A 20,913-nucleotide genomic window follows, 5' to 3' on the forward strand; every position below is an offset into this window, starting at 1 on the left:
CGCCCCCGGCCTCCCGCCCCACCGCCACCCTCTCCACCTTGGGCTGACCGCGGGGGGGCCGCGGGGGGGGCCACCCCGCCGGCGGACCGCACCGGTCGCCCTGACGAACCCGACCGGGTACCGCGGACCGAGGAGCGACAGATGCCCCACTGGGCGTACGACGACATTCCCGACCAGCGGGGGCGCACGGTGATCGTCACCGGGGCCAACAGCGGGCTCGGCCTGGAGACGGCGCGTGCGCTGGCCGGCAAGGGTGCGCGGGTGGTGCTCGCCTGCCGGGATCGGGGCAAGGGCGAGGCCGCGGCGGAGGTGATCCGCGCCCGGTACCCGCACGGCGAGGTGCACTGCCGTCCGCTGGATCTGGCCGACCTCGATTCGGTGGCCGCCTTCGCCACCGCCTACCGGGCCGAGCACGGCCGGCTCGACCTGCTGGTCAACAACGCCGGGGTGATGTATCCGCCGTTGCGGCGTACCCGGCAGGGCTTCGAACTTCAGTTCGGCACCAACTACCTGGGTCATTTCGCGCTCACCGGCCGGCTGCTGCCTCTGCTGCTCGCCACCGAGCAGGCCCGGATCGTCAACGTGGCCAGCAACGCGCACCGCACCGGGCGGATGGACCTCGACGACCTGAACTGGCAGCGGCGCCGCTACGCCCGGTTCGCCGCCTACGGGCAGAGCAAACTGGCGATGCTGCTGTTCACCCTGGAACTGCACCGGCGGCTGGCCGGGGCCGGATCGTCGTTGCGGGTCACCGCCGCCCATCCTGGGTGGACCTATACCGGGCCGAGCCAGGGCCGTGACCGGCTCGTCACGATCGTCAACGGCATCGGCCGGTACCTGGCGATGCCGCTGGCCGAGGGGGCGCTGCCGATCCTGCGCGCCGCCACCGACCCGGACGCCGAGGGCGGCAGCTACTGGGGCCCGGCGTACCGGGCGGAGAATTCCGGCCCGCCGGTGCCCGCCAGCCGCAGCCCTCAGGCCCTGGACCTCGGGGTGGCGCAGCGGCTGTGGGCGCAGAGCGAACGCCTTACCGGCGTCCCGATCGACCTGCCGCCGGTCGACCGGACGGAATCCTGAGCGGTACGTCCGCCCTGCGCCAGGTCGTCGGGGAGGAGTGTCGGCCTGGACCGGTCGCGCCGGTGCCCCGGCCGTTGACGGCCGGGGCACCGATCTGGTCGAGGGGTCAGCTACAGGCTGCCCCGTTCAGGGTGAAGCGGTCGGGCGGGGTGTTGGTGCCGGTGTGGGTGGCCTGGAAACCGAAGCTGATGCTCTGGTTGGCCCCGATGGTGGCGTTGTAACCGACATTGCGGGCGGTCACCTGGTTGCCGGTCTGGGTGATCGTGGCGTTCCAGGCGTTGGTGACCTGCTGGCTGTTGGCCCAGGTCCACTGCACCGTCCAGCCGTTGACCGCGACCGGGCTGGTGTTGGTGACGGTGAGGTTGGCGACCAGGCCGTTGTTCCAGGAGTCAGCCGTCCACTGCACCTGGCAGGAGGTGGCACCCGGCGGCGGGGTCGTCGGCGGCGGAGTGGTGGGCGGGGGAGTGCTGGGCGGCGGCGTGGTCGGCGGGGGAGTGGTGGGCGGAGGAGACGTCGGCGGCGGGGTGGTGGTGGGCGGGGGGGTGGTGCTGGTCAGGCCGAAGAAGTCGATGGCGGCCCGGGCCATGCCGGTCGAGGGCAGGCTGTGCCCGGCACCCTGGATGGCGTACGCCTCCACCCGCACCGTTCCGGTGGAGTCGGCGAACTGACGCCGGTTCCAGTTCGCCTGTGGGGTGTCCGTGCGGGTCGGGGTCTGGCTCAGCCCGGCCACGTTCGTCCACTGCTCGACCGACTCCTGCTGGAGCTGGAAGGGGGTCAGGTTGTCGTTGGTGCCGTGCCACAGCTGCACCCGGGGACGAGGCCCGGTGTAGCCGGGGTACGCCTGCCGGACCGCGTCACCCCACTGCTGCGGGGTCCGGTCCATCCGGCCGTTGACGCACTGGCTGTTGGTGGGCGGGAAGTCCGCGGCGTTGGCGAAGCAGGTGAACGGCACCCCCATGAACGACGCGCCGGCCTTGTAGACGTCCGGGTAGAGGGCCATCAGGGCCTGGGTCATCATGCCGCCCGAGGAGCTGCCGGTGGCGTACACCCGTTGCGGGTCGCCGCCGTACTGACGCTGGGCGTAGCTGACCATCGACATGATCGACACAGGGTCGCTGCCGCCGTCGCGCCGCTTCGAGGCGGCGGACCACACGTCGAAGCAGTTGCCGAAGCCGGCCTGCTGGGTGGCGGTGGGGTAGATGACCACGAAGCCGTACTGGTCGGCGAGGCGGCCGAACTCACTGCCGGAGTAGAACCCGGGGCCGTTGCCGCCGCAGCCGTGCATGGCCACCACGATGGCGGGATTGGCCGGCCGGACGTCCGGTACGTAGATGTGCATCCGCATGTTGCCCGGGTTGGTGCCGAAGTTGGTCACCTCGACCAGGGACGCGGCGGAGGCCGGCGACGGGGCGAAGAGCACGCCCGTCACGGCGAGAAGGAGCGCGGCAGCCAGGGATCCCAGCGCCGCTACGGTTCGTTTCACGTCCACCTCCATGGACTACGACAGCGCGCCGGACCGGGCCACGGCAACTAAGCGTGGACCGAGGACGAGGACCGGCGTCGCGATGCGCGAGGTGCTGCCCTACGGAGCCTGGTGTCCGCTCACCTCGCCGTGCCAACGGTGCAATTCGTGCCAATCCGCTGCTCGCGTGTAGCCAAAGTATGGGCGCGCACCATGGGTCGGAGCAAGATGCTTGTGAATATCGATAATTCCGGTCATCCATGATCGCTCTTTTCCACGGTCCTCTCCGGCCGGTCCCTCGCCGAGTACCGGCGGCCTCGCGTGGGGCCGATCGAGTGCGCGGGGTCTGCAATGATTCGGCGGTGACGGGGGTGGAGGAACCAGTAGCGACCACGTAACCGGCCGGCTCAGATTCGACCGGTGCGGAGTCGAGCGGTCTGGGTGGCCGGTACTGGCGGCTGTGGTGGGCATCGGCGGTGTCCAACCTGGCCGCCAACCAGTTCGTCGGCCCGCCGCTGGCCGGCTTCCTGGTCGCCGGCGCAGTGGCGTACGCGATGCTCGGCCGGGCCCGCGCGCTCGGCGTCGCGATGGTCGCGATCGCGGTCGTCGTGGGCGCTCCGGCGCTGAGCACCAACCCGTTCGTCCTCGGCGGAATCTTCTTCGTCGGCGGGATCCTGCTCACCGCCTGGAGCATCATCACGGTCTCGCTGCGCCAGCGGATCACCCCGGACCGCCTGCTCGGGCGGGTCAACAGCGGATACCGGCTGCTGGCCTGGGGGAGCATGCCAGTGGGGGCGTTGCTCGGCGGCGGGCTCGCCGAGCTGTTCGGCCTCCGTGCGGTCTTCGTCATCATGGGCGTACTGGCCCTGGCCCTGCTGGTCGGCATGCGCTGGGTCACCGACGCCGCCATCGAGGCCGCCGAACGCACCGCCAGCTGACCACCGGGCGGAGCATTCTCGACTTCAGGCCCAGCGGGCCGTTGCGCGCCCCGCCACGTACGCCGGTGAATAGATGTTTCGGGTTCGTTTGCGGCTGGGCCTTGCCGTGTACTCATCGATGCGGATAGAACCAGGCGGATAGATCCGATGTCTGGCCGAAGGGTGCGCCGTGAAGCTACTTCGAGTGGGAGCCCCCGGGCGGGAACGTCCGGCCGCGCTGGACCCGGCCGGTCGGCTGGTCGACCTGTCCGGCCTGGTGTCCGACATCGACGGGGCCTTCCTCGACGGCGACGGCATCGAGGAGGTACGCGCGGCGGTGCAGGGCGGCGGCCTTCCGCTGGCTGATCCCACGGCCCGCATCGGGGCCCCGGTCGCCCGACCCGGCAAGGTCGTCTGCGTCGGGTTGAACTACTTCGATCATGCCGCCGAGGTCGGTGCGAAGCCACCGGCCGAGCCGGTCCTGTTTTTGAAGGCGTCGAACACCGTGGTCGGCCCGAACGACCAGGTGTTGATACCCCGGGGCAGCCGCAAGACCGACTGGGAGGTCGAACTCGCCGTCGTGATCGGCCGCACCGCCCGCTACCTGACGAGCCCGGCCGAGGCCCTGGCCTGTGTCGCCGGGTACACGATCTCCAACGACCTCTCCGAACGCGAGTTCCAGCTGGAACGCGGCGGCCAGTGGGACAAGGGCAAGTCCTGCGAGACCTTCAACCCCCTGGGACCCTGGCTGGTCACCCCGGACGAGGTGCCCGACCCGCAGCAGCTGGGCCTGAGGTGCAGCATCAACGGCATCCTGCGCCAGGACGGCAACACCAAGAACATGATCTTCGGGGTGGCCGAGATCGTCCACTATGTCAGCCAGTTCATGGTGTTGGAACCGGGCGATGTGATCAACACCGGCACCCCGGCGGGGGTCGCCCTGGGGATGCCCGACCCAAAGCCGTACCTGCGCGGCGGTGACATGATCGAGATCGAGATCGACGGGCTCGGTCGGCAACGCCAGCCGGTCGGCACCGCGTGAACGGGGAGTTCACCGGGCTGGCCGCCGTGGTGACCGGCGGGGGATCGGGCATCGGCCTGGCCACCGCCGAGCTGCTGGCCGCGCGGGGTGCCGCCGTGGCCTGCCTCGACCTGGACCCGTCGAACGTACCTCCGCCGCTGCACGCCATCGCCTGCGACGTCAGCGACCCCGACTCGGTGCAGGCGGCCGTGCCGGCCGCCGTGGATCGGCTCGGCGGGTTGGATGTGCTGGTCAACAACGCCGGTGTCGGGGTACAGGGCACCATCGAGGCCCAGTCGGACGACGAGTGGCATCGGGTGTACGACGTCAACGTGGTCGGCATCGTCCGGGTCACCCGGGCGGCCCTGCCGTACCTGCGGCTCTCCTCGGCCGCCGCGATCGTCAACATCTGCTCGATCGCGGCGGCCGCCGGTCTGCCCGGCCGGGCGCTCTACAGCGCCACCAAGGGCGCGGTGCAGGCCCTGACCCTGGCCATGGCCGCCGACCACCTCGCCGAGGGCATCCGGGTCAACTGCGTCAACCCCGGCACGGTCGACACCCCCTGGGTACGCCGACTGGTCGACGCCGCCGACGATCCCGCCGCCGAGTACGCGGCCCTGCGCGCCCGCCAACCCCTCGGGCGGCTGGTCACCCCGGTCGAGGTGGCGGCGGCAGTGGCCTACCTGGCCGGCCCCTCGGCCGCCGCCACCACCGGGACGGTGCTCGCGGTCGACGGCGGAATGCACGGCCTGCGGGTACGCCCGGCGGGATCCACCGACAACCACCCCCACCGGTGAATCGAGATCTCATGAGACGGCTGGGCAGCACACAGGTCACCGTCAGCCGGCTCGGCTTCGGGTCCTCCGGGATCGGCAACCTGTACCGGGCCGTGGACGAGGAGACCGCACACCGCACCGTGGAGGCGGCCTGGCAGGCGGGCGTCCGCTACTTCGACACCGCCCCGCACTACGGCCTCGGCCTGGCCGAACGTCGGCTGGGCGCCGCCCTCGCCGAACGGCCCCGTGCCGAGTACACGGTGTCCACCAAGGTCGGAAGGTTGCTGGTGTCCTCGCCACAGACCGCCCACCTGCGCGATGAGGAGGGCGGATTCGACGTCCCGGCCGACCATGTCCGGCAGTGGGACTTCAGCGCCGAGGGGGTACGCAGGTCTCTGGAGTCCAGTCTCGACCGGCTGGGCCTGGACCGCATCGACGTGGTGCTGCTGCACGACCCGGATGAGCATTGGCGGCAGGCGGTCGAGCAGGCGTACCCGGCGTTGCACGACCTGCGGGCGCAGGGGGTGGTGGGTGCCATCGGCGTCGGCATGAACCAGTGGCGGATGCTGCACCGGTTCGTCCGGGAGACCGACATCGACACCGTCATGCTGGCCGGGCGGTACACCCTGCTCGACCAGTCCGCACAGGACCACCTGCTGCCGGCCTGCCGGGAGCGTGGGGTGTCCGTGCTCGCCGCCGGAATCTTCAACAGTGGGGTGCTGGCCACCGAACAACCCGGCCGGATGTACGACTACCGTCCGGTGCCGCAGCCGATCCACGACCGGGCGGTACGCATCGCCGCGACCTGCCGACGGCACGGGGTGAGCCTGCCGCAGGCGGCGATGGCCTTCGTGGCCCGGCATCCGGCGGTGACCACCGTGGTCGTCGGCGCCACGAGTGCCGAGCAGGTGAGACGCAACGCCGAACTGCTCGCCAGGCCGATGCCGGACGCCCTCTGGGCGGACCTGCTGGCCGAGGGCCTGCTCTCCTCCTGAGCCGGTCAACGCGGCTCGACGAGCACCTCCCGGCCTCCGACCCGGACCTGCACCGGGGCGCGGCACCGGGTGCGGTCGGCGGTGACCGTGAAATCGGTGACCCGGCCGGCCCGCCACACACAGTCGACCCGGTAGCCGCCCCGGGCCCGCAGCCCCGCGAAGCTGCCGTCGGCCCAGTGCGAGGGCAGGGCCGGCAGCAGATGGATGGTGCCCTCGTGGCTCTGCAGCAGCATCTCCGTGATCGCCGCGGTGATGCCCAGGTTGCCGTCGACCTGCATCGGGGGGTGGGTGCACAGCAGGTTGTCCAGGGTGTTGTGCCGCAGCAGACCCCGGAGCATGGCCCAGGCCGGCTGCGCCTGGCCCAGCCGGGCGAAGATCGCCGCCCGCCAGGGCCAGGTCCAGGACCGGCGGCTGTCGCCGGTGACGGTGCTGTCGCTGACCGGGCCGCCGTCGCCCCGGCCGCAGCGGGCCCGCAGGGACACCAGGGCCGCGGCGGCGAGTTCCGGGGTACGGGTGGGGGTGATCTGGCGGCCCGGGTACACCCCGAACAGGTGGGAGGTGTGGCGGTGCCGGTCGTCCGGGTCGTCGCGGTCGGCCCGCCACTCCTGAAGCTGACCCCACCGCCCGATCCGGTGCGGTGCCAGCCGGGCCTGCCGGTCGGCGACCGTGGCCCGGTAGTCGGCGTCGACCTCCAGGACGGCGGCGCAGTCCAGGTAGTTCTGGAACAGATCCCAGATGATCTGATGGTCGTACGGCACCCCGTCCTCACGGGGGCCGTGCTCCGGCGACCACCCCTGCGGGGCCAGCAGGTGGCCGGTGCCGTCGTCGACCAGCCGGTCGGTCCAGAACTCGCAGATCTCCTTGATCAGCGGATAGGCGGTGTCCCGCAGGTACCCGATGTCCTGGTTGAAGGCCCAGTGTTCGTAGAGGTGCTGGGCGTACCAGGCACTGGCCACGGTGTTCCACTCCCACGAGTTGCCACCGAAGATGCTCTGGCTGGTGCGGGCCGTCCAGCCCCGGGTCCGGGCGCCGAAGGCGTTGCGGGTGGCCACCCGGCTGGGCACGGCGACCTGCCGGATGAACTCCACGAGCGCCCGGTGGCTGTCGCCCAGGTCGGTGGTCTCGGCGCACCAGTAGTTCATCTGGACGTTGATGTTGGTGTGGTAGTCCGCCGCCCAGGCCGGCTGGTTGCTGTCGTTCCACAGCCCTTGCAGGTTGGCGGGCAGGCCTCCGGGCCGGGAGGAGCTGTGCAGCAGATACCGGCCGAACACGAACATGGTCTGCTCCAGTTCGGGGTCGGCGCCGCCCGCCCGGTAGCGGGCCAGCCGCTGGTCCGTCGGCAGGGCGGTGACCTCGCCGGGGCTGGCCCCCCAGTGCACCCGTACCCGGTCGGCTGCCGACCGGCTCTGCGCCAGGTGGGCCGCGCGCAGCACCGCATGAGGTTGCCCGGCCGCCTGGTCAAGGGTGGCGCGTACCAGCGGCTCCGGGTCTGCCCCGCGCCACCGCGCGGCGGCGTCCAGCCGGTAGTCCGTACGGGCGTCCAACAGCAGGGTCAGCCGGGTGGCCGAGCGTACCCGCAGGTGGTGGCCCTCGGCGGTGACCTGCCCGTCGGTGGCCGCCACCCGGACGGCGGCGGCGTACCGCAGCCCGTTGCCCAGGGTGCCGGAGAAGACCAGGGTCGTCGCCTCGGCGGTCGTGGGTGCCGCCTGGGCGCTGGTCAGGCTGATGTCGCAGTCGAGGGCCCCGGCCCGCTCGGCCGTGTAGTGCAGGACGATCAGGTCGGCGCCACGACTGGCGAAGGCCTCCCGCAGCACCCTCTCACCGGGTGCGCCGAAGCGGATGCTGTGCAGGCCGGATTCCAGGTCCAGCTGCCGGCGGTAGCCGACCTCCGGCTGGGGGTGGAAGCGCAGGTGCAGGTCGCCGAAGGCCTGGTAGCAACCGAAGCCGGTCATGCTCGGGTCGAACACCTCGTCGGGCTGCCCGGCCAGGGCGTTGTCGTAGTCCGCGACCCCGCCCCACAGGCTCTGCTCGTTGAACTGGATCCGCTCGTGGTCGGGCTGGCCGAAGAGCATGGCACCGAGGCGACCGTTGCCGATCGGCAGGGCCTGGGACTGCCAGTCCTCGGCGGGCCGCCGATACCAGAGCAGGTGCCGGCCGGTCGGGGTGGCGGCGGAGGAGTCGGTGGCTATCGCCGGAAGGTACCGCCGCAGGTGCGCGGCCGACAAGACCCGCCGGCGTCAACCGGGTTGACCGGCCGGGCCCGGTGCCCTACGGTCGTACTCATGATCATCGCATTCATGCGCCTGCGTTCCGCCTGAGGCGGCGCCTGACCCCGGTCGTGCCTCGACCGGTGTCTTCCTCGGCCCGACGACGCCCTCGCCACGGCGAGTGGCCCGGGCCCGGTCCGCGTCGCCTCCCTCGGATGACACCGTCTCTCCGACTCGACAGGACCTTTCTCGAATGCGTAAGCCAGCTCATATCGCCATGGTCGGCTGTACCGCGCCCAGCCACATCTACCCCTCGTTCGCGCTGATCCGCGAACTGGTCGACCGGGGTCACCGGGTGACCTACGCGGTCGGCGAACCCCTGACCGACCTGGTCGCCTCGACCGGCGCCGAGCCGATCGCCCACCCGACGATCCTGCCCCAGGGCGACACCCCGTGGCCGGAGGACCCGGCCACGGCCATGCGGGTGTTCCTGGACGAAGGCATCGCGGTGCTGCCGCGACTGACCGCCCACTACGACACGGACCGGCCGGACCTGCTGCTCTACGACATCGGCGGGCTGCCCGGCCCACTGCTGGGCCACCGGTACGGTGTGCCGGCGGTGCAACTGTCACCGACGATGGTCGCCTGGACCGGCTACCAGCAGGACATGGCCGACTTCCTCACCGCGCTGACCTCCTCGGCCTCCGGGCGGGACTACTACGCCACCTTCGACGCCTGGCTGGCCGAACACGGCATCCACCAGGATTCGCGTACCTTCCTCACCTTCCCCGAGCGGGTGCTGTCGCTGATCCCACGGGTGATGCAGCCCAACGCCGACCGGGTCCCGGACACGGTCCGGTTCGTCGGCCCGTGTCTGGACCCGGCCCGGCTCACCGAGCCGGGGTGGACCCCACCGACCGACGGGCGGCCGGTCCTGCTGGTCTCCTTCGGTACGGCGTACAACGACCAGTTGCCGGTCTACCGGGCCTGCCTGGAGGGGTTCGCCGACTCGCCGTGGCAGGTGGTGATCGCCCTCGGGGACAAGGTGGACCCGGCGGACCTGGGGCCACTGCCCGGCAACGTCGAGGTGCATCGCCGGGTGCCGCAGCTGGTGGTGCTGGCCCACGCCTCGGCCTTCGTCACCCACGCCGGCATGGGCGGCTGCACGGAGGCGATCTGGTTCGGGGTGCCCACGGTCGCGATCCCGCAGGCGGTGGACCAGTTCGCCAACGCGCAGCAACTCCTCGACGCCGGCCTGGGTCGGCTGCTGCCCGCCGAGGAGGTCACCGCCCAGACCCTGCGGGCGGCGGTCGACGCGGTAGCCGCCGATGCCGCGGTGCGGGACCGCCTGGCCCAGATCTGCGCCGAGGTACGGGCCAACGGTGGCATCACCGCAGCGGCGGACGCGGTGGAGGGTTACCTCACCGAACGCTGACCCCGACCGGACCGCGTTCGGGGCACACACCATGTCGGCCCGCTGTCGAGAACCCTCGGCGGCGGGCCGGCGTGCTGCCGGCGATGCCGTCCCGGCGGCGGAGGGGCTGGCCTGAGGCCGGAAAGCTCTCCGGCGGAGTGCTGATGATCAAGGCCGTGAGGTGCCGGAGTACGGTGAGGCGGGGGGCGTTACGGACACCGAAGACGTCCCTGAGCAGGTACGGAGCGAACGAAAGCGGGGGCCGATGGCCGAGGTGGTGCTGCGGCCGATGACGGCCGCCGACGCCGACCGGGTGCTGGCGATCTACCAGGCGGGGCTGGACGGTGGACAGGCCAGCTTCGAGACCGTGGCCCCCAGTTGGGCCGTCTTCGACGCCGGGCGGTTGCCGGCGCACCGCCTGGTGGCGGTCGACGACGCGGGGACGCTGCTCGGTTGGGTCGCCGTGTCACCCACCTCGGCCCGGCCGGTGTACGCCGGGGTGGTCGAACACTCCGTCTACGTGGACCCGGCGGCGCAGGGGCGGGGAGTGGCCCGGCTGCTGCTCGACGGCCTGATCGCCTCGACCGAGGCGGCGGGCATCTGGACCATCCAGTCCGCGGTCCTCCCGGAGAACACCGCCAGCCTGGCCCTGCACCGTCGGGCCGGTTTCCGGGTCGTCGGGGTCCGCGAGCGGGTGGCCCGCCACCACGGCCGCTGGCGCGACGTAGTGCTGCTGGAACGGCGCAGCCCGGTCGTCGACTGACCTACCGACTCCGTTTCGGCGCGATGGCGGCTTCGGCCGTACCCGGACACCGCCATCGCGCCGAAACGCAGTCACACCTCCGCCAGCCCGACGTAGTTCTCGGCCAGGCTGGTGGCGTACGCGGGGGAGGTGGTCAGGTAGCGCAGGTTCGCCTCCTGGAGCTTCGCCTCGTACGGGTCGTCGGCGTTGAGGCGGTGCAGCATCGAGGTCATCCACCAGGAGAACTGCTGGGCCCGCCAGACCCGACGCAGGGCGGTGCGCGAGTAGCCGTCCAGCAGGTCGGTGCGACCCTCGGCGTACCAGGCGGCGAAGGCGTCACCGAGCAGTGCCACGTCGGCCAGGGCCAGGTTCATCCCCTTGGCGCCGGTGGGGGGCACGATGTGCACGGCGTCCCCGGCCAGGTACAGCCGTCGCCACTGCATCGGCTCCACCACGAAGCTGCGCAGCGGGGTGATCGCCTTCTCCAGGATCGGCCCCTCGTTGAGGGTCCAGCCCGGCACGGTCTCCAGCCGGGTCCGCAGCTCGGCCCAGATCCGCTCGTCCGGCCAGTCGGCGATGTCCTCCTCGGCCGGGACCTGGAGGTACAGCCGGGAGATCTGCGGCGACCGCATGCTGTAGAGGGCGAAGCCCCGTTCGTGGTGGGCGTAGATGAGTTCCTCGACCGCGGGTGCGGCGGCGGCCAGGACGCCCAGCCAGGCGAAGGGGTAGGTGCGTTCGTAGGTGTGCAGCACCCCCTCCGGCACGGCCGTGCGGCTCACCCCGTGGAAGCCGTCGCAGCCGACCACGAACTCGCAGTGCAGTTCCTCCTCGCGCCCCTCGTGCCGGTAGTGCACCACCGGCGAGGGCGACTCCAGGCCGGACAGGCCGGTCGCCTCGGCGGAGAACAGGATCGTGCCCCCGGCGGCCAGCCGGGCGGCGATCAGGTCCTTGACCACCTCCTGCTGCCCGTACACGGTGATCGCCCGGCCGGTCAGGTCGGTCATCGCCACCCGGTGGGACTCGCCGGCGAAGCGCAGTTCGATGCCCTCGTGTCGCAGGCCCTCCCGGTCCAGCCGGGCCCCCAGGTCGGTGGCGCGCAGCAGGTCGACCGAGCCCTGTTCGAGCACCCCGGCGCGTACCCGGTGTTCCACGTACTCCCGGCTGCGGCTCTCCAGCACCACCGAGGAGATGCCGTGCCGGTGCAGCAGGTGCGACAGCATGAGACCGGCCGGTCCCGCTCCGATGATGCCGACCTGGGTACGCATGCCGCCTCCTAGCTCCGTGCACCGGTGTGACCGGTGCCCGCCGTCACCCTGAGCCTGCCCCCTGTCGACCCCGGACGCCGCTGTCGGTTTCCGTCCAGTGGAAGCCCGACGCTGCGCCGGTCAGGCGGTCTCCCGGCGCGCGGCGTACGGCTGGGCCGCGGCCAGTCGGGCGGCCACCTGGTCGGCTGCCGCCCGCAGCGCCGGGACCAGCCGCTGCGGTGTGCTGCCCAGGCTGTGCCCGACCACCCCGATGGCGGCCAGGGCCGCGCCGTCGGGCCCTCGGACCGCGACCGCGATCGAGCAGGAACCCAGGGTCATCTCCTCGTGGGTCCGCGCCCAGCCGCGTTCGCGGACGGTGGCCAGCTCCCGAGCCAGCCGACCCGGCTCGGTGATGGTGTACGGGGTGCAGCGGAGCAACGGTCCCCGCAGGTGGGCGGCGATCACCTCCGGTGGGGCGTACGCCAGCAGGGCCTTGCCGACCCCGGTGGCGTGCAGCGGCAGGCGGCCCCCGGCCCGGGAGACGGTCGGCACCGCCCGATGTCCGGTGACCTTCTCCACGTACAGGGCCTCGTCGCCGTCCCGGACCGCCAGGTGCACGTTCTCCTGCACGGTGGTGTACAGCTCCTGCAGGTAGGGCAGGGCCACCTCGCGGAGTTGGCCGTGCAGCGGGGAGAGCAACCCGATCTCCCACAGCCGTACCCCGATGCGGTAGCTGCCGTCGGCGGCGCGGGACAGGGCCCGGCCGCTGACCAGTTCGGCGACCAGCCGGTGGGTGGTGGCCAGCGGCAGGCCGCTGCGCCGGGCGATGTCGCTGAGGGTCAACGCCGGATGGGTGGCGTCGAAGGCGCCGAGCACGGCCAGCACCCGCGAGGTCACCGAGGCGCCGGGGGAGCGGCTGCCGCCCGCCATCGCTGCCTCCGGCTCAGAACGGGTAACGGGTGATGTCACCCTGCACGGTCAACCCCAGGTGCCGGTGTCGAGCAGGGGCATGGTGATCCTCCTTGCGGGGGTGGTGGTGTGGTCCGGAGGAGCGCTCCACCGGCTGTTCGGAAACCGAACGGCCGTTCTCATTCAGAACATGGCACGGGCGTCGGGGCTAGTCAACGGAGACCGGCGGACATTCCGCGCACCGGAATCCGGTGCGTTGACGGACTTCGGCTCGGGCCACTACGTTCGAGATGTGTACGCGAGTCCGCATACCGAACACCCGGCGGCGGGCCTGGACCTCAACGAGGGCGGAAGCTGATGGCGAAGCTCGTCTCGCTGGCCGAGGGGGTGGCGGACCTGGTCCGCGACGGGGACACGGTGGCCCTGGAGGGATTCACCCACCTCATCCCCTTCGCCGCCGGCCACGAGATCATCCGGCAGCGGCGACGCGACCTGACCCTGGTCCGGATGACCCCCGACGTCATCTACGACCAGATGATCGGGGCCGGCTGCGCCCGCCGGCTGGTCTTCTCCTGGGGCGGCAACCCCGGGGTCGGCTCCCTGCACCGGTTCCGCGACGCCGTGCAGAACTCCTGGCCGGTGCCGCTGGAGTTGGAGGAACACAGCCACGCCGGAATGGCCAACCGGTACGTCGCCGGTGCCAGCGGCCTGCCCTTCGCGGTGCTGCGCGGCTACACCGGCACCGACCTGCCCCGACACACCGCCAACATCCGCCCGATCGAATGCCCCTTCACCGGGGAGAGGCTGACCGCGGTGGCCGCCCTGCGACCCGACGTGACAGTGGTGCACGCCCAACGCGCCGACCGGGCCGGCAACGTGCAGATGTGGGGCATCACCGGGGTACAGAAGGAGGCCGTCCTGGCCGCCCGGCGGTCACTGGTCACCGTCGAGGAGATCGTCGAGGACCTGGAGCCGGTACCCGGGCAGGTGATCCTGCCCGGCTGGGCGGTCACCGCGGTGGCACACGTGCCCGGTGGAGCCCACCCCTCGTACACCCAGGGTTATTCGGTGCGGGACAACGACTTCTACCTGGCCTGGGACGCGATCAGCCGGGAGCGGGCTGGCTTCGAGCAGTGGATCGCCCGGCACGTGCTCGATGCGGAGGTACCGGCGTGAGCCCCGACTACACCGCCGACGAGATGATGACCGTGGCCGCCGCCCGACAGTTGCGCGACGGCACCGCCTGCTTCGTCGGCATCGGGCTGCCCAGCACGGCGGCCAACCTGGCCCGGGTCACCCACGCCCCGAACCTCGTGCTCGTCTACGAGTCGGGCTGCCTGGGCGCCAAGCCCGACCGGCTGCCGCTGTCCATCGGCGACGGGGTGCTCGCCGACACCGCCGACGCGGTGGTCTCCGTGCCGGAGGTCTTCAACTACTGGCTGCAACCCGGCCGCATCGACGTGGGTTTCCTCGGCGCAGCCCAACTCGACCGGTACGGCAACATCAACACCACAGTCATCGGCGGCGACTACACCGACCCGAAGGTACGCCTGCCCGGTGCCGGTGGCGCTCCGGAGATCGCCGCCTCCTGCGGCGAGGTGGTGGTCATCGTCCGGCAGAGCCTGCGTACCTTCATCGACCGGGTCGACTTCGTCACCTCGGTCGGCTACGGCGCCGGTCCGGGCGACCGGGCCCGGCTGGGGCTACGCGGCGGCGGCCCGAAGACCGTCATCACCGACCTGGGTGTGCTCACCGCCGACCCGGTGACCTGCGAACTCACCCTCACCCGGTTGCATCCCGGGGTGAGGGTCGACCAGGTCCGGGCGGCCACCGGCTGGCCGCTGGCCGTCGCCGAGCAGGTGACCGTCGGCGAGCCACCCACCGCGGCGGAACTCACCGTGCTGCGCGCCCTGGAAGCGACCAAGAAGGCCCCGCACTGATGCGCCGGCCCCCGGAAGGACATCCATGAACGAGACCACCCCGGCGCTGCTGCTGCCCGACTACCGGCGCGACGACGTCGAGGCCCACCCCCCGCTGCTCAGCCCCGGCTACAAGTCCACCGTCAGCCGGGCCCCCCGGCAGCCGCTGATCCACCTGCCGCAGCGGCTCACCGAGATCACCGGCCCGCTGCTCGGCGAGGGCCGCCTCGGCGAACTCGACCACGACCTGACCCGGCAGCACGACGGCGAGCCCCAGGGGCAGCGGATCATCGTGCACGGTCGGGTCCTGGACGGCGACGGTCGGGCCGTGCCGCACACCCTGGTGGAGATCTGGCAGGCCAACGCCGCCGGCCGCTACCGGCACGCCGTCGACAACTGGCCGGCACCCCTGGACCCCCACTTCACCGGGGCCGGGCGGGCCCTCACCGACGACCAGGGACGGTACGAGTTCGTCACCGTGCAGCCCGGGGCCTACCCCTGGCGCAACCACGACAACGCCTGGCGGCCCGCACACATCCACTTCTCGCTGTTCGGCCGGGCCTTCACCCAGCGCCTGGTGACCCAGATGTACTTCCCCGGCGACCCGCTGTTCTCCCAGGACCCGATCTTCAACTCGGTGCCTGACCCCCAGGCCCGCCAGCGGATGGTGGCCCACTACGACCACACCGCCACCCGACCGGAGTGGGCCCTGGCCTACCGGTTCGACATCGTGCTGCGGGGCCGGGAAGCCACCCCCTTCGAGGACGAGGACGACGATGAGTGACCGCCTGGGCGTCACGCCCGCCCAGACCGTCGGGCCGTACCTGCACATCGGCCTGAGCTGGCCCGACGGCCCCTACGTGGTGCCCGAGGGCACCCCGGGCGCCTTCTGGATCCGGGGCCGGATCGTCGACGGCACCGGCGCCCCGGTGGTCGACGCGATGGTGGAGAGTTGGCAGGCCGACCCGGACGGGCACTTCGACCACCCCGACGACCCAAGGGGGGCCCGAGCGTCCACCCTGCCCGGCTTCCGGGGCTTCGGCCGGGCCGACACCGACGCCGAGGGCTGCTACGCCCTGCACACCGTACGGCCCGGACCCCTGCCCACCCTCGAGGGTGAGATCGAGGCCCCGCACCTGAACCTGTCGGTGTTCGGCCGAGGACTGCTGCACCGCCTGGTCACCCGGGTCTACTTCCCGGACGAGTCGGCCAACGCCACCGACCCGGTGCTGCGTACGGTCGAGGCCAACCGCCGCGACACCCTCGTGGCCCGGCCGGCCCCGGACGGCTACCGGTTCGACATCCGCTTGCAGGGAGAACATGAGACCGTCTTCTTCGCCGTCTGAGGCCCTGCTGCGCGGGCTGTCCGGCGCGGTCGACGTCGACGCCGAACTCGACGACCGGCGCCTGTTGCAGGCCCTGTTGGACGCCGAGGCCGCGCTCGCCCGGGCCGGTGCCGACGCCGGTCTGCTGCCCGCCCCGGTCGCCGAGGAGATCGCCCGGCACTGCCACGCCGACCGGTACGACCCGGCGGCCCTCGGCGCGGCGGCCGACGCCGCCGGCAACCCGGTGGTCCCGCTGGTCCGCCGGCTGACCGAGGCCGTGTCGCCCTCGGCCCGCCCCTGGGTGCACCACGGCGCCACCAGCCAGGACATCCTCGACAGCGCCCTGGCCCTGGTGGTGACCCGGGCCGCCGTACCCCTGCTGGGTCACCTCGACTCCGCCGCGACGGCCGCCGCCGACCTGGCCCGGGCCCACCGCGACACCCTCATGGTGGCCCGCACCCTGGGTCAGCAGGCCGCCCCCACCACCTTCGGACTGAAGGCCGCCGGTTGGCTGCTCGGCCTGCACCAGGCCCGGGCCCGGGTGGCCCAGGCGTGCGCCGCCCTGCCGGCGCAACTCGGCGGTGCGGTGGGCACCCTGGCCGGGTACGGGTCGACCGGCCTGGCCGTGGCGGACCGGTTCGCCGCCCACCTGGGCCTGGCGGCCAGCCCGCTGCCCTGGCACACCCGCCGACAGCCGGTGCTCGACCTGGCGGCCGCACTCGGCGGGCTGCTGGCCGCCACCGGCAAGATCGCCCTGGATGTCGGGCTGTTGGCCCAGACCGAGATCGGTGAGGTGACCGAGGGCGGGGCGGGACGCGGCGGCTCCTCGGCCATGCCACACAAACGCAACCCGGTCGACTCCGTGCTGGTCACCGCCGCCGCCCGGCGGGGTCCCGGACTCGTGGGCACCCTGTTCGCCGCCGCCGGACAGGAACACGAACGGGCCACCGGCGGCTGGCACGCCGAATGGGAACCCCTGCTCGACCTGGTGCACCTGGCCGGCGGGGCGGCCGCCCGTACCGCCCGGATGCTGACCGACCTGCGGGTGGACCCGCAGCGGATGCGGGCCAACCTGGACGCCACCGGTGGTCTGCTGCTGGCCGAGGCCGTCGCCACCCGACTGGCCCCGGCCCTGGGCCGGGCCACCGCACACCAGGTGGTCGCCCGCGCCGCCACCGGCACCGGTTTCCGGGAGGCCCTGCTGGCCGATCCGGAGGTGACCGCCCACCTGTCGGTGGCCGACCTGGACGCCGCGCTGGATCCGGCCGGGTGGCTCGGCAGCGCCGCCGATCTCGTGGACCGTGCCCTGGCGATCCATGAACGGGGGACCGGATGAGGCTGCACGCCACCATCGACGGGCCGCCCGAGGCGCCGGTGCTGCTGCTGGGCAGTTCCCTGGGTACCACCGGTGCCATGTGGCAACCCCAGGTGGCCGCCCTGGCGGCCCGGTTCCGGGTGGTCCGCTACGCCCACCTGGGTCACGGCCGTTCCCCGGTGCCCCCCGGGCCGTACACCATCGACCTGCTCGGCCGGGCGGTGCTGGAGCTGCTGGACGACCTGGGGGTCGGGTCCGTGCACTACGCCGGGCTCTCCCTCGGCGGCATGGTCGGGATGTGGTTGGCCGCGCACGCCCCCGACCGGATCGACCGGCTGGCCCTGCTGTGCACCTCGGCCTTCCTGCCCCCGGCCGAGGGGTGGCGGTCCCGGGCGGAGACGGTCCGGGCCGGCCGGTTGGGCGACATCGCCGACCCGGTGGTGTCCCGCTGGTTCACCCCGGGCTTCGCCGTCGCCCGACCCGACACGGTCGCCGACCACCGGGACATGCTGACCGCCACCCCGGCGGCCGGCTACGCCGCCTGCTGCGAGGCCATCGCCGCGATGGATCTGCGGGCCGACCTGGCGGCGGTACGCGCGCCCACCCTGGTGATCGGCGCCGCCGAGGACCCGGCCACCCCACCCGAGCACGCCGCGGACATCGCCGCCCGGATCCCGGCCGCCCGGCTGGTCGTCCTGGCCGACGCCGCCCACCTGGCCAATGTCGAACAGCCCGCCGCCGTGGCCCGGCTACTCGGCACCCACTTCACGCCGGAGGGCGGGAGGAACCCGTGAACGACCAGCAGCGACACGAGGCCGGCATGGCCGTACGGCGGCAGGTGCTCGGCGACGCGCACGTCGACCGGGCGGTGGCCAACACCGACGAGTTCACGGCCGACTTCCAGGATCTGATCACCCGCTACGCCTGGGGTGAGATCTGGACCCGTCCGGGTCTGGATCGGCGTACCCGCAGCTGCATCACCCTGGCCGTGCTCGCCACCCTGCATCATGACGAGGAACTGGCGATGCACGTCCGGGCGGCGTTGCGTAACGGACTGACCCCCCAGGAGGTCGGCGAGGTGCTGCTCCAGGTGGGCGTCTACGCTGGCGTGCCGGCCGCGAACCGGGCGTTCAAGGTGGCTCAGGAAACCCTGCGGCAGGAGGCCCAGTGACCGACGCGGCGCGATCGGGGGAGTTCGTCCAGTCCCTGGAACGGGGCCTGGCCGTGATCCGCGCCTTCGACGCCGAACACCCCCAACTCACCCTCAGTGAGGTGGCCCGGGCCACCGGACTGACCCGGGCCGCCGCCCGCCGCTTCCTGCTCACCCTGGTCGAGTTGGGCTACATGCACACCGACGGGCGGCTGTTCGCCCTGCGCCCGCGCATCCTCGACCTCGGCTACGCCTACCTGTCCAGCCTGAGCCTGCCGGAGGTGGCCCAGCCGCACATGGAGGCGCTGGTCGCCGAGCTGCACGAGTCCTGCTCGGTCTCCGTCCTGGACGGCGACGAGGTGGTCTACGTGGCCCGGGTGCCGACAAAACGGATCATGACGGTCGGGATCAGTGTCGGCACCCGGTTCCCCGCGTACGCCACCTCGATGGGGCGGGTGCTGCTGGCCGCCCAGCCGGCCGAGTGGCTGGACCACTACCTGGCCACCGCGCAGCTGCGCCAGTTGACCCGGCGCACCATCACCGACCCGGCGAAGCTGCGTACCGCCCTGAACCGGATCGCCGGTCAGGGGTACGCCATCGTCGACCAGGAGCTGGAGGAGGGGCTGCGGTCGCTGGCCGCCCCGATCCACGGCGAGGACGGCGCGGTGATCGCCGCGGTGAACGTCTCCGCCCACGCCAGCCGCGGCACCTTCGACGCGATCCGCCGGGAACTGCTGGCCCCCCTGCTGGCCACCGCCCGCCGGATCGAGGAGGACCTGGCCGCCGGCTCCCGCCGGTAGCCGGCGAATCGACCCGGCGGGGCCCCGGCGCGTACCACCATGTGGTGGGCGACGAACGGGGGCGACGTGCACGAGGTGCTGCTGGTCATCATCCTCGCGGCCACCGTGCTGGTCGGTACGACCATCGGTGGCCGGTACCGGGTGGCCCCACCGGTGCTGCTGATCAGTTTCGGTGCCCTGCTGGCGCTGCTGCCGCCCTTCTCGCGGGTGCTGCTCGCGCCGGAGGTGGTGCTGCTGATGTTCCTGCCGGCCATCCTGTACCGGGAGAGCCTGACCACCAGCCTGCGGGAGGTCCGGGCGAACATCGTGGTGATCGCCGCCCTGGCGGTCGGACTGGTCGGGGTCACCATGGTGGCGGTGTCCCTGGTCGTGCAGCGGTTCGGCGTAGACCCGGCGGTGGCCTGGGTGCTCGGGGCGGCGCTGGCCCCGACCGACGCGGCGGCCGTGGCGGGGCTGGCCAAGCGGATGCCCCGGCGGCTGCTCACCACCCTGCACACCGAGAGCCTGATCAACGACGGTACGGCCCTGGTGCTGTTCGCGGTGGCCCTCGGTCTGCTCGGCGGCGGGACCGCACCGAACGCCCTCGAACTGGTCGAACGCATCGGCCTGTCCTTCCTCGGCGGCATCGCGGCCGGGGCCCTGGTCGGGGTCGTGGTGATCGCGATCCGTAAACGGCTGGACGATCCGCTGCGGGAGGGGGCGCTGAGCGTCCTGACCCCCTTCACGGCCTTCTTCCTCGCCGAGGCCATCCACGAGAGCGGGGTGCTGGCGGTGGTGGTGTCCGGGCTGCTGCTGGCCTACGCCAGCCCCAGGGTGATCCGGGCCCGGTCCCGGATGCTGGCCCTGTCCTTCTGGGACCTGACCACCTTCCTCATCAACGGCGGGCTGTTCGTGCTGGTGGGGCTCCAGATCCCCCGGGTGGTACGCGAGGTCACCAGCCTGGCGCTGACCCGGGCGATCGTCATCGCGGCGGTGGTGGCCGTGGTGCTGGTGGTGGTCCGCATGCTCTGGCTGCACCTGACGGCCGGGGTGACGCGCCTGGTGGACCGGCGTCGGGTCGGCCGGGAACGGCGGGTCAACTGGCGGATCCGTACGGTGGCCGGCTGGGCCGGGTTCCGGGGTGCGGTCTCCCTGGCGGCGGCGCTGGCGGTTCCACTGAACGTCGACGGCCGACCGGTCCCGGAACGAGACCTGATCATCTTCTGCGTCGCCGCGGTCATCCTGTTGACCATGCTGGTCCAGGGCACCACCCTGCCGCTGCTGATGAGCTGGGCCAGGTTGACCCCGGATTCGGACCACGCCGACGAGAAACGGCAGGCGCAGAGCCACGCCATCCGGCAGACTCTGCACGCCCTGCCGGACATCGCCGACCGGGTCGGGGCCGACCCGGACACCGTGCGACGGATCCGCGACGAGTACGAGAACCACCTCGACCTGCTTGACGCCGACCCGCAGGACGACACGGCGGCGGCCCGGGAGACCGAGCGCCAGTTGCGCCTGGCCGTGCTCGATCACAAGCGACGCGAGATCATCCGACTGCGGGACCGCCGACAGATCGACGACGCCGTGCAGCGGGAGCTGGAGGCGCGGCTGGACGTCGAGGAGATCCGGCTGCTCGGACCCCGGAACCTGGAGTGAGG

19 protein-coding genes and 1 pseudogene are annotated in these 20,913 nt (G+C 72.4%); 16 read left to right on the plus strand and 4 right to left on the minus strand.

Translation table 11 applies throughout. The features are described from left to right. The first annotated feature begins 141 nt into the window (after positions 1-141). Complete coding sequence (locus ACLQ2T_RS26255) at positions 142-1,077, plus strand: oxidoreductase (RefSeq protein ID WP_425769028.1); 936 nt, start codon at positions 142-144, stop codon at positions 1,075-1,077. 106 nt (positions 1,078-1,183) lie between these two features. Here the strand turns inward: ACLQ2T_RS26255 and ACLQ2T_RS26260 are convergent, their stop codons facing one another. Beyond that, positions 1,184-2,572 (minus strand): extracellular catalytic domain type 1 short-chain-length polyhydroxyalkanoate depolymerase, encoded by a 1,389-nt coding sequence (locus tag ACLQ2T_RS26260; protein WP_425769029.1) that lies wholly within the window; start codon positions 2,570-2,572, stop codon positions 1,184-1,186. Positions 2,573-3,096: 524 nt separating this feature from the next. Between ACLQ2T_RS26260 and ACLQ2T_RS26265 the strand changes: the two are divergent. The 4 genes and pseudogenes from ACLQ2T_RS26265 to ACLQ2T_RS26280 all read left to right on the plus strand — a co-directional run. After that, positions 3,097-3,477 (plus strand): annotated as a pseudogene (locus ACLQ2T_RS26265) (MFS transporter); the annotation flags it as partial. A gap of 169 nt (positions 3,478-3,646) precedes the next feature. Then, positions 3,647-4,498, plus strand: a complete 852-nt coding sequence (locus ACLQ2T_RS26270; protein ID WP_425769030.1) for a fumarylacetoacetate hydrolase family protein — start codon at positions 3,647-3,649, stop codon at positions 4,496-4,498. Beyond that, positions 4,495-5,274 (plus strand): SDR family NAD(P)-dependent oxidoreductase, encoded by a 780-nt coding sequence (locus ACLQ2T_RS26275; protein ID WP_425769031.1) that lies wholly within the window; start codon positions 4,495-4,497, stop codon positions 5,272-5,274. Before ACLQ2T_RS26270 ends, ACLQ2T_RS26275 begins: the two co-directional genes overlap by 4 nt. 11 nt (positions 5,275-5,285) lie before the next feature. Beyond that, positions 5,286-6,248, plus strand: coding sequence for an aldo/keto reductase (locus ACLQ2T_RS26280; protein WP_425769032.1), 963 nt, complete (start codon positions 5,286-5,288; stop codon positions 6,246-6,248). Between the two features lie 5 nt (positions 6,249-6,253). On the opposite strand, the gene ACLQ2T_RS26285 is transcribed toward ACLQ2T_RS26280, so the two are convergent. Further along, positions 6,254-8,473: a glycosyl hydrolase family 95 catalytic domain-containing protein gene (locus tag ACLQ2T_RS26285; RefSeq protein ID WP_425769033.1), complete on the minus strand. Its 2,220-nt coding sequence runs from the start codon at positions 8,471-8,473 to the stop codon at positions 6,254-6,256. 235 nt (positions 8,474-8,708) lie between these two features. On the opposite strand from ACLQ2T_RS26285, the gene ACLQ2T_RS26290 reads away from it, so the two are divergent. Together ACLQ2T_RS26290 and ACLQ2T_RS26295 are read left to right on the plus strand one after the other, a co-directional pair. Further along, on the plus strand, positions 8,709-9,890 hold the full coding sequence (locus tag ACLQ2T_RS26290; protein WP_425769034.1) for a macrolide family glycosyltransferase: 1,182 nt from the start codon (positions 8,709-8,711) through the stop codon (positions 9,888-9,890). A gap of 244 nt (positions 9,891-10,134) precedes the next feature. Beyond that, on the plus strand, positions 10,135-10,632 hold the full coding sequence (locus ACLQ2T_RS26295) for a GNAT family N-acetyltransferase (RefSeq protein ID WP_425769035.1): 498 nt from the start codon (positions 10,135-10,137) through the stop codon (positions 10,630-10,632). 71 nt (positions 10,633-10,703) lie between these two features. Here ACLQ2T_RS26295 and ACLQ2T_RS26300 read toward each other — a convergent pair whose 3' ends face one another. Together ACLQ2T_RS26300 and ACLQ2T_RS26305 are read right to left on the minus strand one after the other, a co-directional pair. Further along, positions 10,704-11,876 (minus strand): 4-hydroxybenzoate 3-monooxygenase, encoded by a 1,173-nt coding sequence (locus tag ACLQ2T_RS26300; RefSeq protein WP_425769036.1) that lies wholly within the window; start codon positions 11,874-11,876, stop codon positions 10,704-10,706. Positions 11,877-11,996: 120 nt separating this feature from the next. Continuing rightward, on the minus strand, positions 11,997-12,785 hold the full coding sequence (locus ACLQ2T_RS26305) for an IclR family transcriptional regulator (protein ID WP_425769037.1): 789 nt from the start codon (positions 12,783-12,785) through the stop codon (positions 11,997-11,999). A gap of 336 nt (positions 12,786-13,121) precedes the next feature. On the opposite strand from ACLQ2T_RS26305, the gene ACLQ2T_RS26310 reads away from it, so the two are divergent. From ACLQ2T_RS26310 to ACLQ2T_RS26350, 9 genes are read left to right on the plus strand one after another with little or no spacing between them, the layout of a single operon-like run. Beyond that, a complete protein-coding gene (locus tag ACLQ2T_RS26310) occupies positions 13,122-13,940 on the plus strand; it encodes a CoA transferase subunit A (protein WP_425769038.1) in 819 nt (272 codons plus the stop codon). Further along, on the plus strand, positions 13,937-14,704 hold the full coding sequence (locus ACLQ2T_RS26315; RefSeq protein WP_425769039.1) for a CoA-transferase subunit beta: 768 nt from the start codon (positions 13,937-13,939) through the stop codon (positions 14,702-14,704). The genes ACLQ2T_RS26310 and ACLQ2T_RS26315 overlap by 4 nt, the downstream gene beginning before the upstream one ends. Before the next feature lie 25 nt (positions 14,705-14,729). After that, a complete protein-coding gene (gene pcaH, locus ACLQ2T_RS26320; RefSeq protein ID WP_425769040.1) occupies positions 14,730-15,467 on the plus strand; it encodes a protocatechuate 3,4-dioxygenase subunit beta in 738 nt (245 codons plus the stop codon). Continuing rightward, complete coding sequence (gene pcaG / locus ACLQ2T_RS26325; protein WP_425769041.1) at positions 15,460-16,029, plus strand: protocatechuate 3,4-dioxygenase subunit alpha; 570 nt, start codon at positions 15,460-15,462, stop codon at positions 16,027-16,029. Before pcaH ends, pcaG begins: the two co-directional genes overlap by 8 nt. Then, on the plus strand, positions 16,004-17,344 hold the full coding sequence (gene pcaB / locus ACLQ2T_RS26330; RefSeq protein WP_425769042.1) for a 3-carboxy-cis,cis-muconate cycloisomerase: 1,341 nt from the start codon (positions 16,004-16,006) through the stop codon (positions 17,342-17,344). Before pcaG ends, pcaB begins: the two co-directional genes overlap by 26 nt. Beyond that, a complete protein-coding gene (pcaD, locus tag ACLQ2T_RS26335) occupies positions 17,341-18,117 on the plus strand; it encodes a 3-oxoadipate enol-lactonase (RefSeq protein WP_425769043.1) in 777 nt (258 codons plus the stop codon). The genes pcaB and pcaD overlap by 4 nt, the downstream gene beginning before the upstream one ends. Then, a complete protein-coding gene (pcaC, locus tag ACLQ2T_RS26340; RefSeq protein WP_425769044.1) occupies positions 18,114-18,494 on the plus strand; it encodes a 4-carboxymuconolactone decarboxylase in 381 nt (126 codons plus the stop codon). The genes pcaD and pcaC overlap by 4 nt, the downstream gene beginning before the upstream one ends. Further along, positions 18,491-19,273 carry an IclR family transcriptional regulator gene (locus ACLQ2T_RS26345; RefSeq protein WP_425769045.1) on the plus strand — a complete coding sequence of 261 codons (783 nt, stop codon included), beginning with the start codon at positions 18,491-18,493 and terminating at the stop codon, positions 19,271-19,273. Before pcaC ends, ACLQ2T_RS26345 begins: the two co-directional genes overlap by 4 nt. A gap of 39 nt (positions 19,274-19,312) precedes the next feature. After that, positions 19,313-20,911, plus strand: coding sequence for a Na+/H+ antiporter (locus tag ACLQ2T_RS26350; RefSeq protein WP_425769046.1), 1,599 nt, complete (start codon positions 19,313-19,315; stop codon positions 20,909-20,911). Positions 20,912-20,913 lie beyond the last annotated feature (2 nt).

This window comes from Micromonospora sp. DT229, assembly GCF_049844505.1.
Taxonomy (GTDB): domain Bacteria; phylum Actinomycetota; class Actinomycetes; order Mycobacteriales; family Micromonosporaceae; genus Micromonospora.

Coding starts and splice junctions, on each gene's coding strand:
- ACLQ2T_RS26255 (WP_425769028.1), top strand. CDS start 142: ATGCCCCACTGGGCGTACGACGACATTCCCGACCAGCGGGGGCGCACG.
- ACLQ2T_RS26260 (WP_425769029.1), bottom strand. CDS start 2,572: ATGGAGGTGGACGTGAAACGAACCGTAGCGGCGCTGGGATCCCTGGCT.
- ACLQ2T_RS26280 (WP_425769032.1), top strand. CDS start 5,286: ATGAGACGGCTGGGCAGCACACAGGTCACCGTCAGCCGGCTCGGCTTC.
- ACLQ2T_RS26290 (WP_425769034.1), top strand. CDS start 8,709: ATGCGTAAGCCAGCTCATATCGCCATGGTCGGCTGTACCGCGCCCAGC.
- ACLQ2T_RS26295 (WP_425769035.1), top strand. CDS start 10,135: ATGGCCGAGGTGGTGCTGCGGCCGATGACGGCCGCCGACGCCGACCGG.
- ACLQ2T_RS26300 (WP_425769036.1), bottom strand. CDS start 11,876: ATGCGTACCCAGGTCGGCATCATCGGAGCGGGACCGGCCGGTCTCATG.
- ACLQ2T_RS26305 (WP_425769037.1), bottom strand. CDS start 12,785: ATGGCGGGCGGCAGCCGCTCCCCCGGCGCCTCGGTGACCTCGCGGGTG.
- ACLQ2T_RS26310 (WP_425769038.1), top strand. CDS start 13,122: ATGGCGAAGCTCGTCTCGCTGGCCGAGGGGGTGGCGGACCTGGTCCGC.
- pcaH (WP_425769040.1), top strand. CDS start 14,730: ATGAACGAGACCACCCCGGCGCTGCTGCTGCCCGACTACCGGCGCGAC.
- pcaG (WP_425769041.1), top strand. CDS start 15,460: ATGAGTGACCGCCTGGGCGTCACGCCCGCCCAGACCGTCGGGCCGTAC.
- pcaB (WP_425769042.1), top strand. CDS start 16,004: ATGAGACCGTCTTCTTCGCCGTCTGAGGCCCTGCTGCGCGGGCTGTCC.
- pcaD (WP_425769043.1), top strand. CDS start 17,341: ATGAGGCTGCACGCCACCATCGACGGGCCGCCCGAGGCGCCGGTGCTG.
- ACLQ2T_RS26350 (WP_425769046.1), top strand. CDS start 19,313: ATGTGGTGGGCGACGAACGGGGGCGACGTGCACGAGGTGCTGCTGGTC.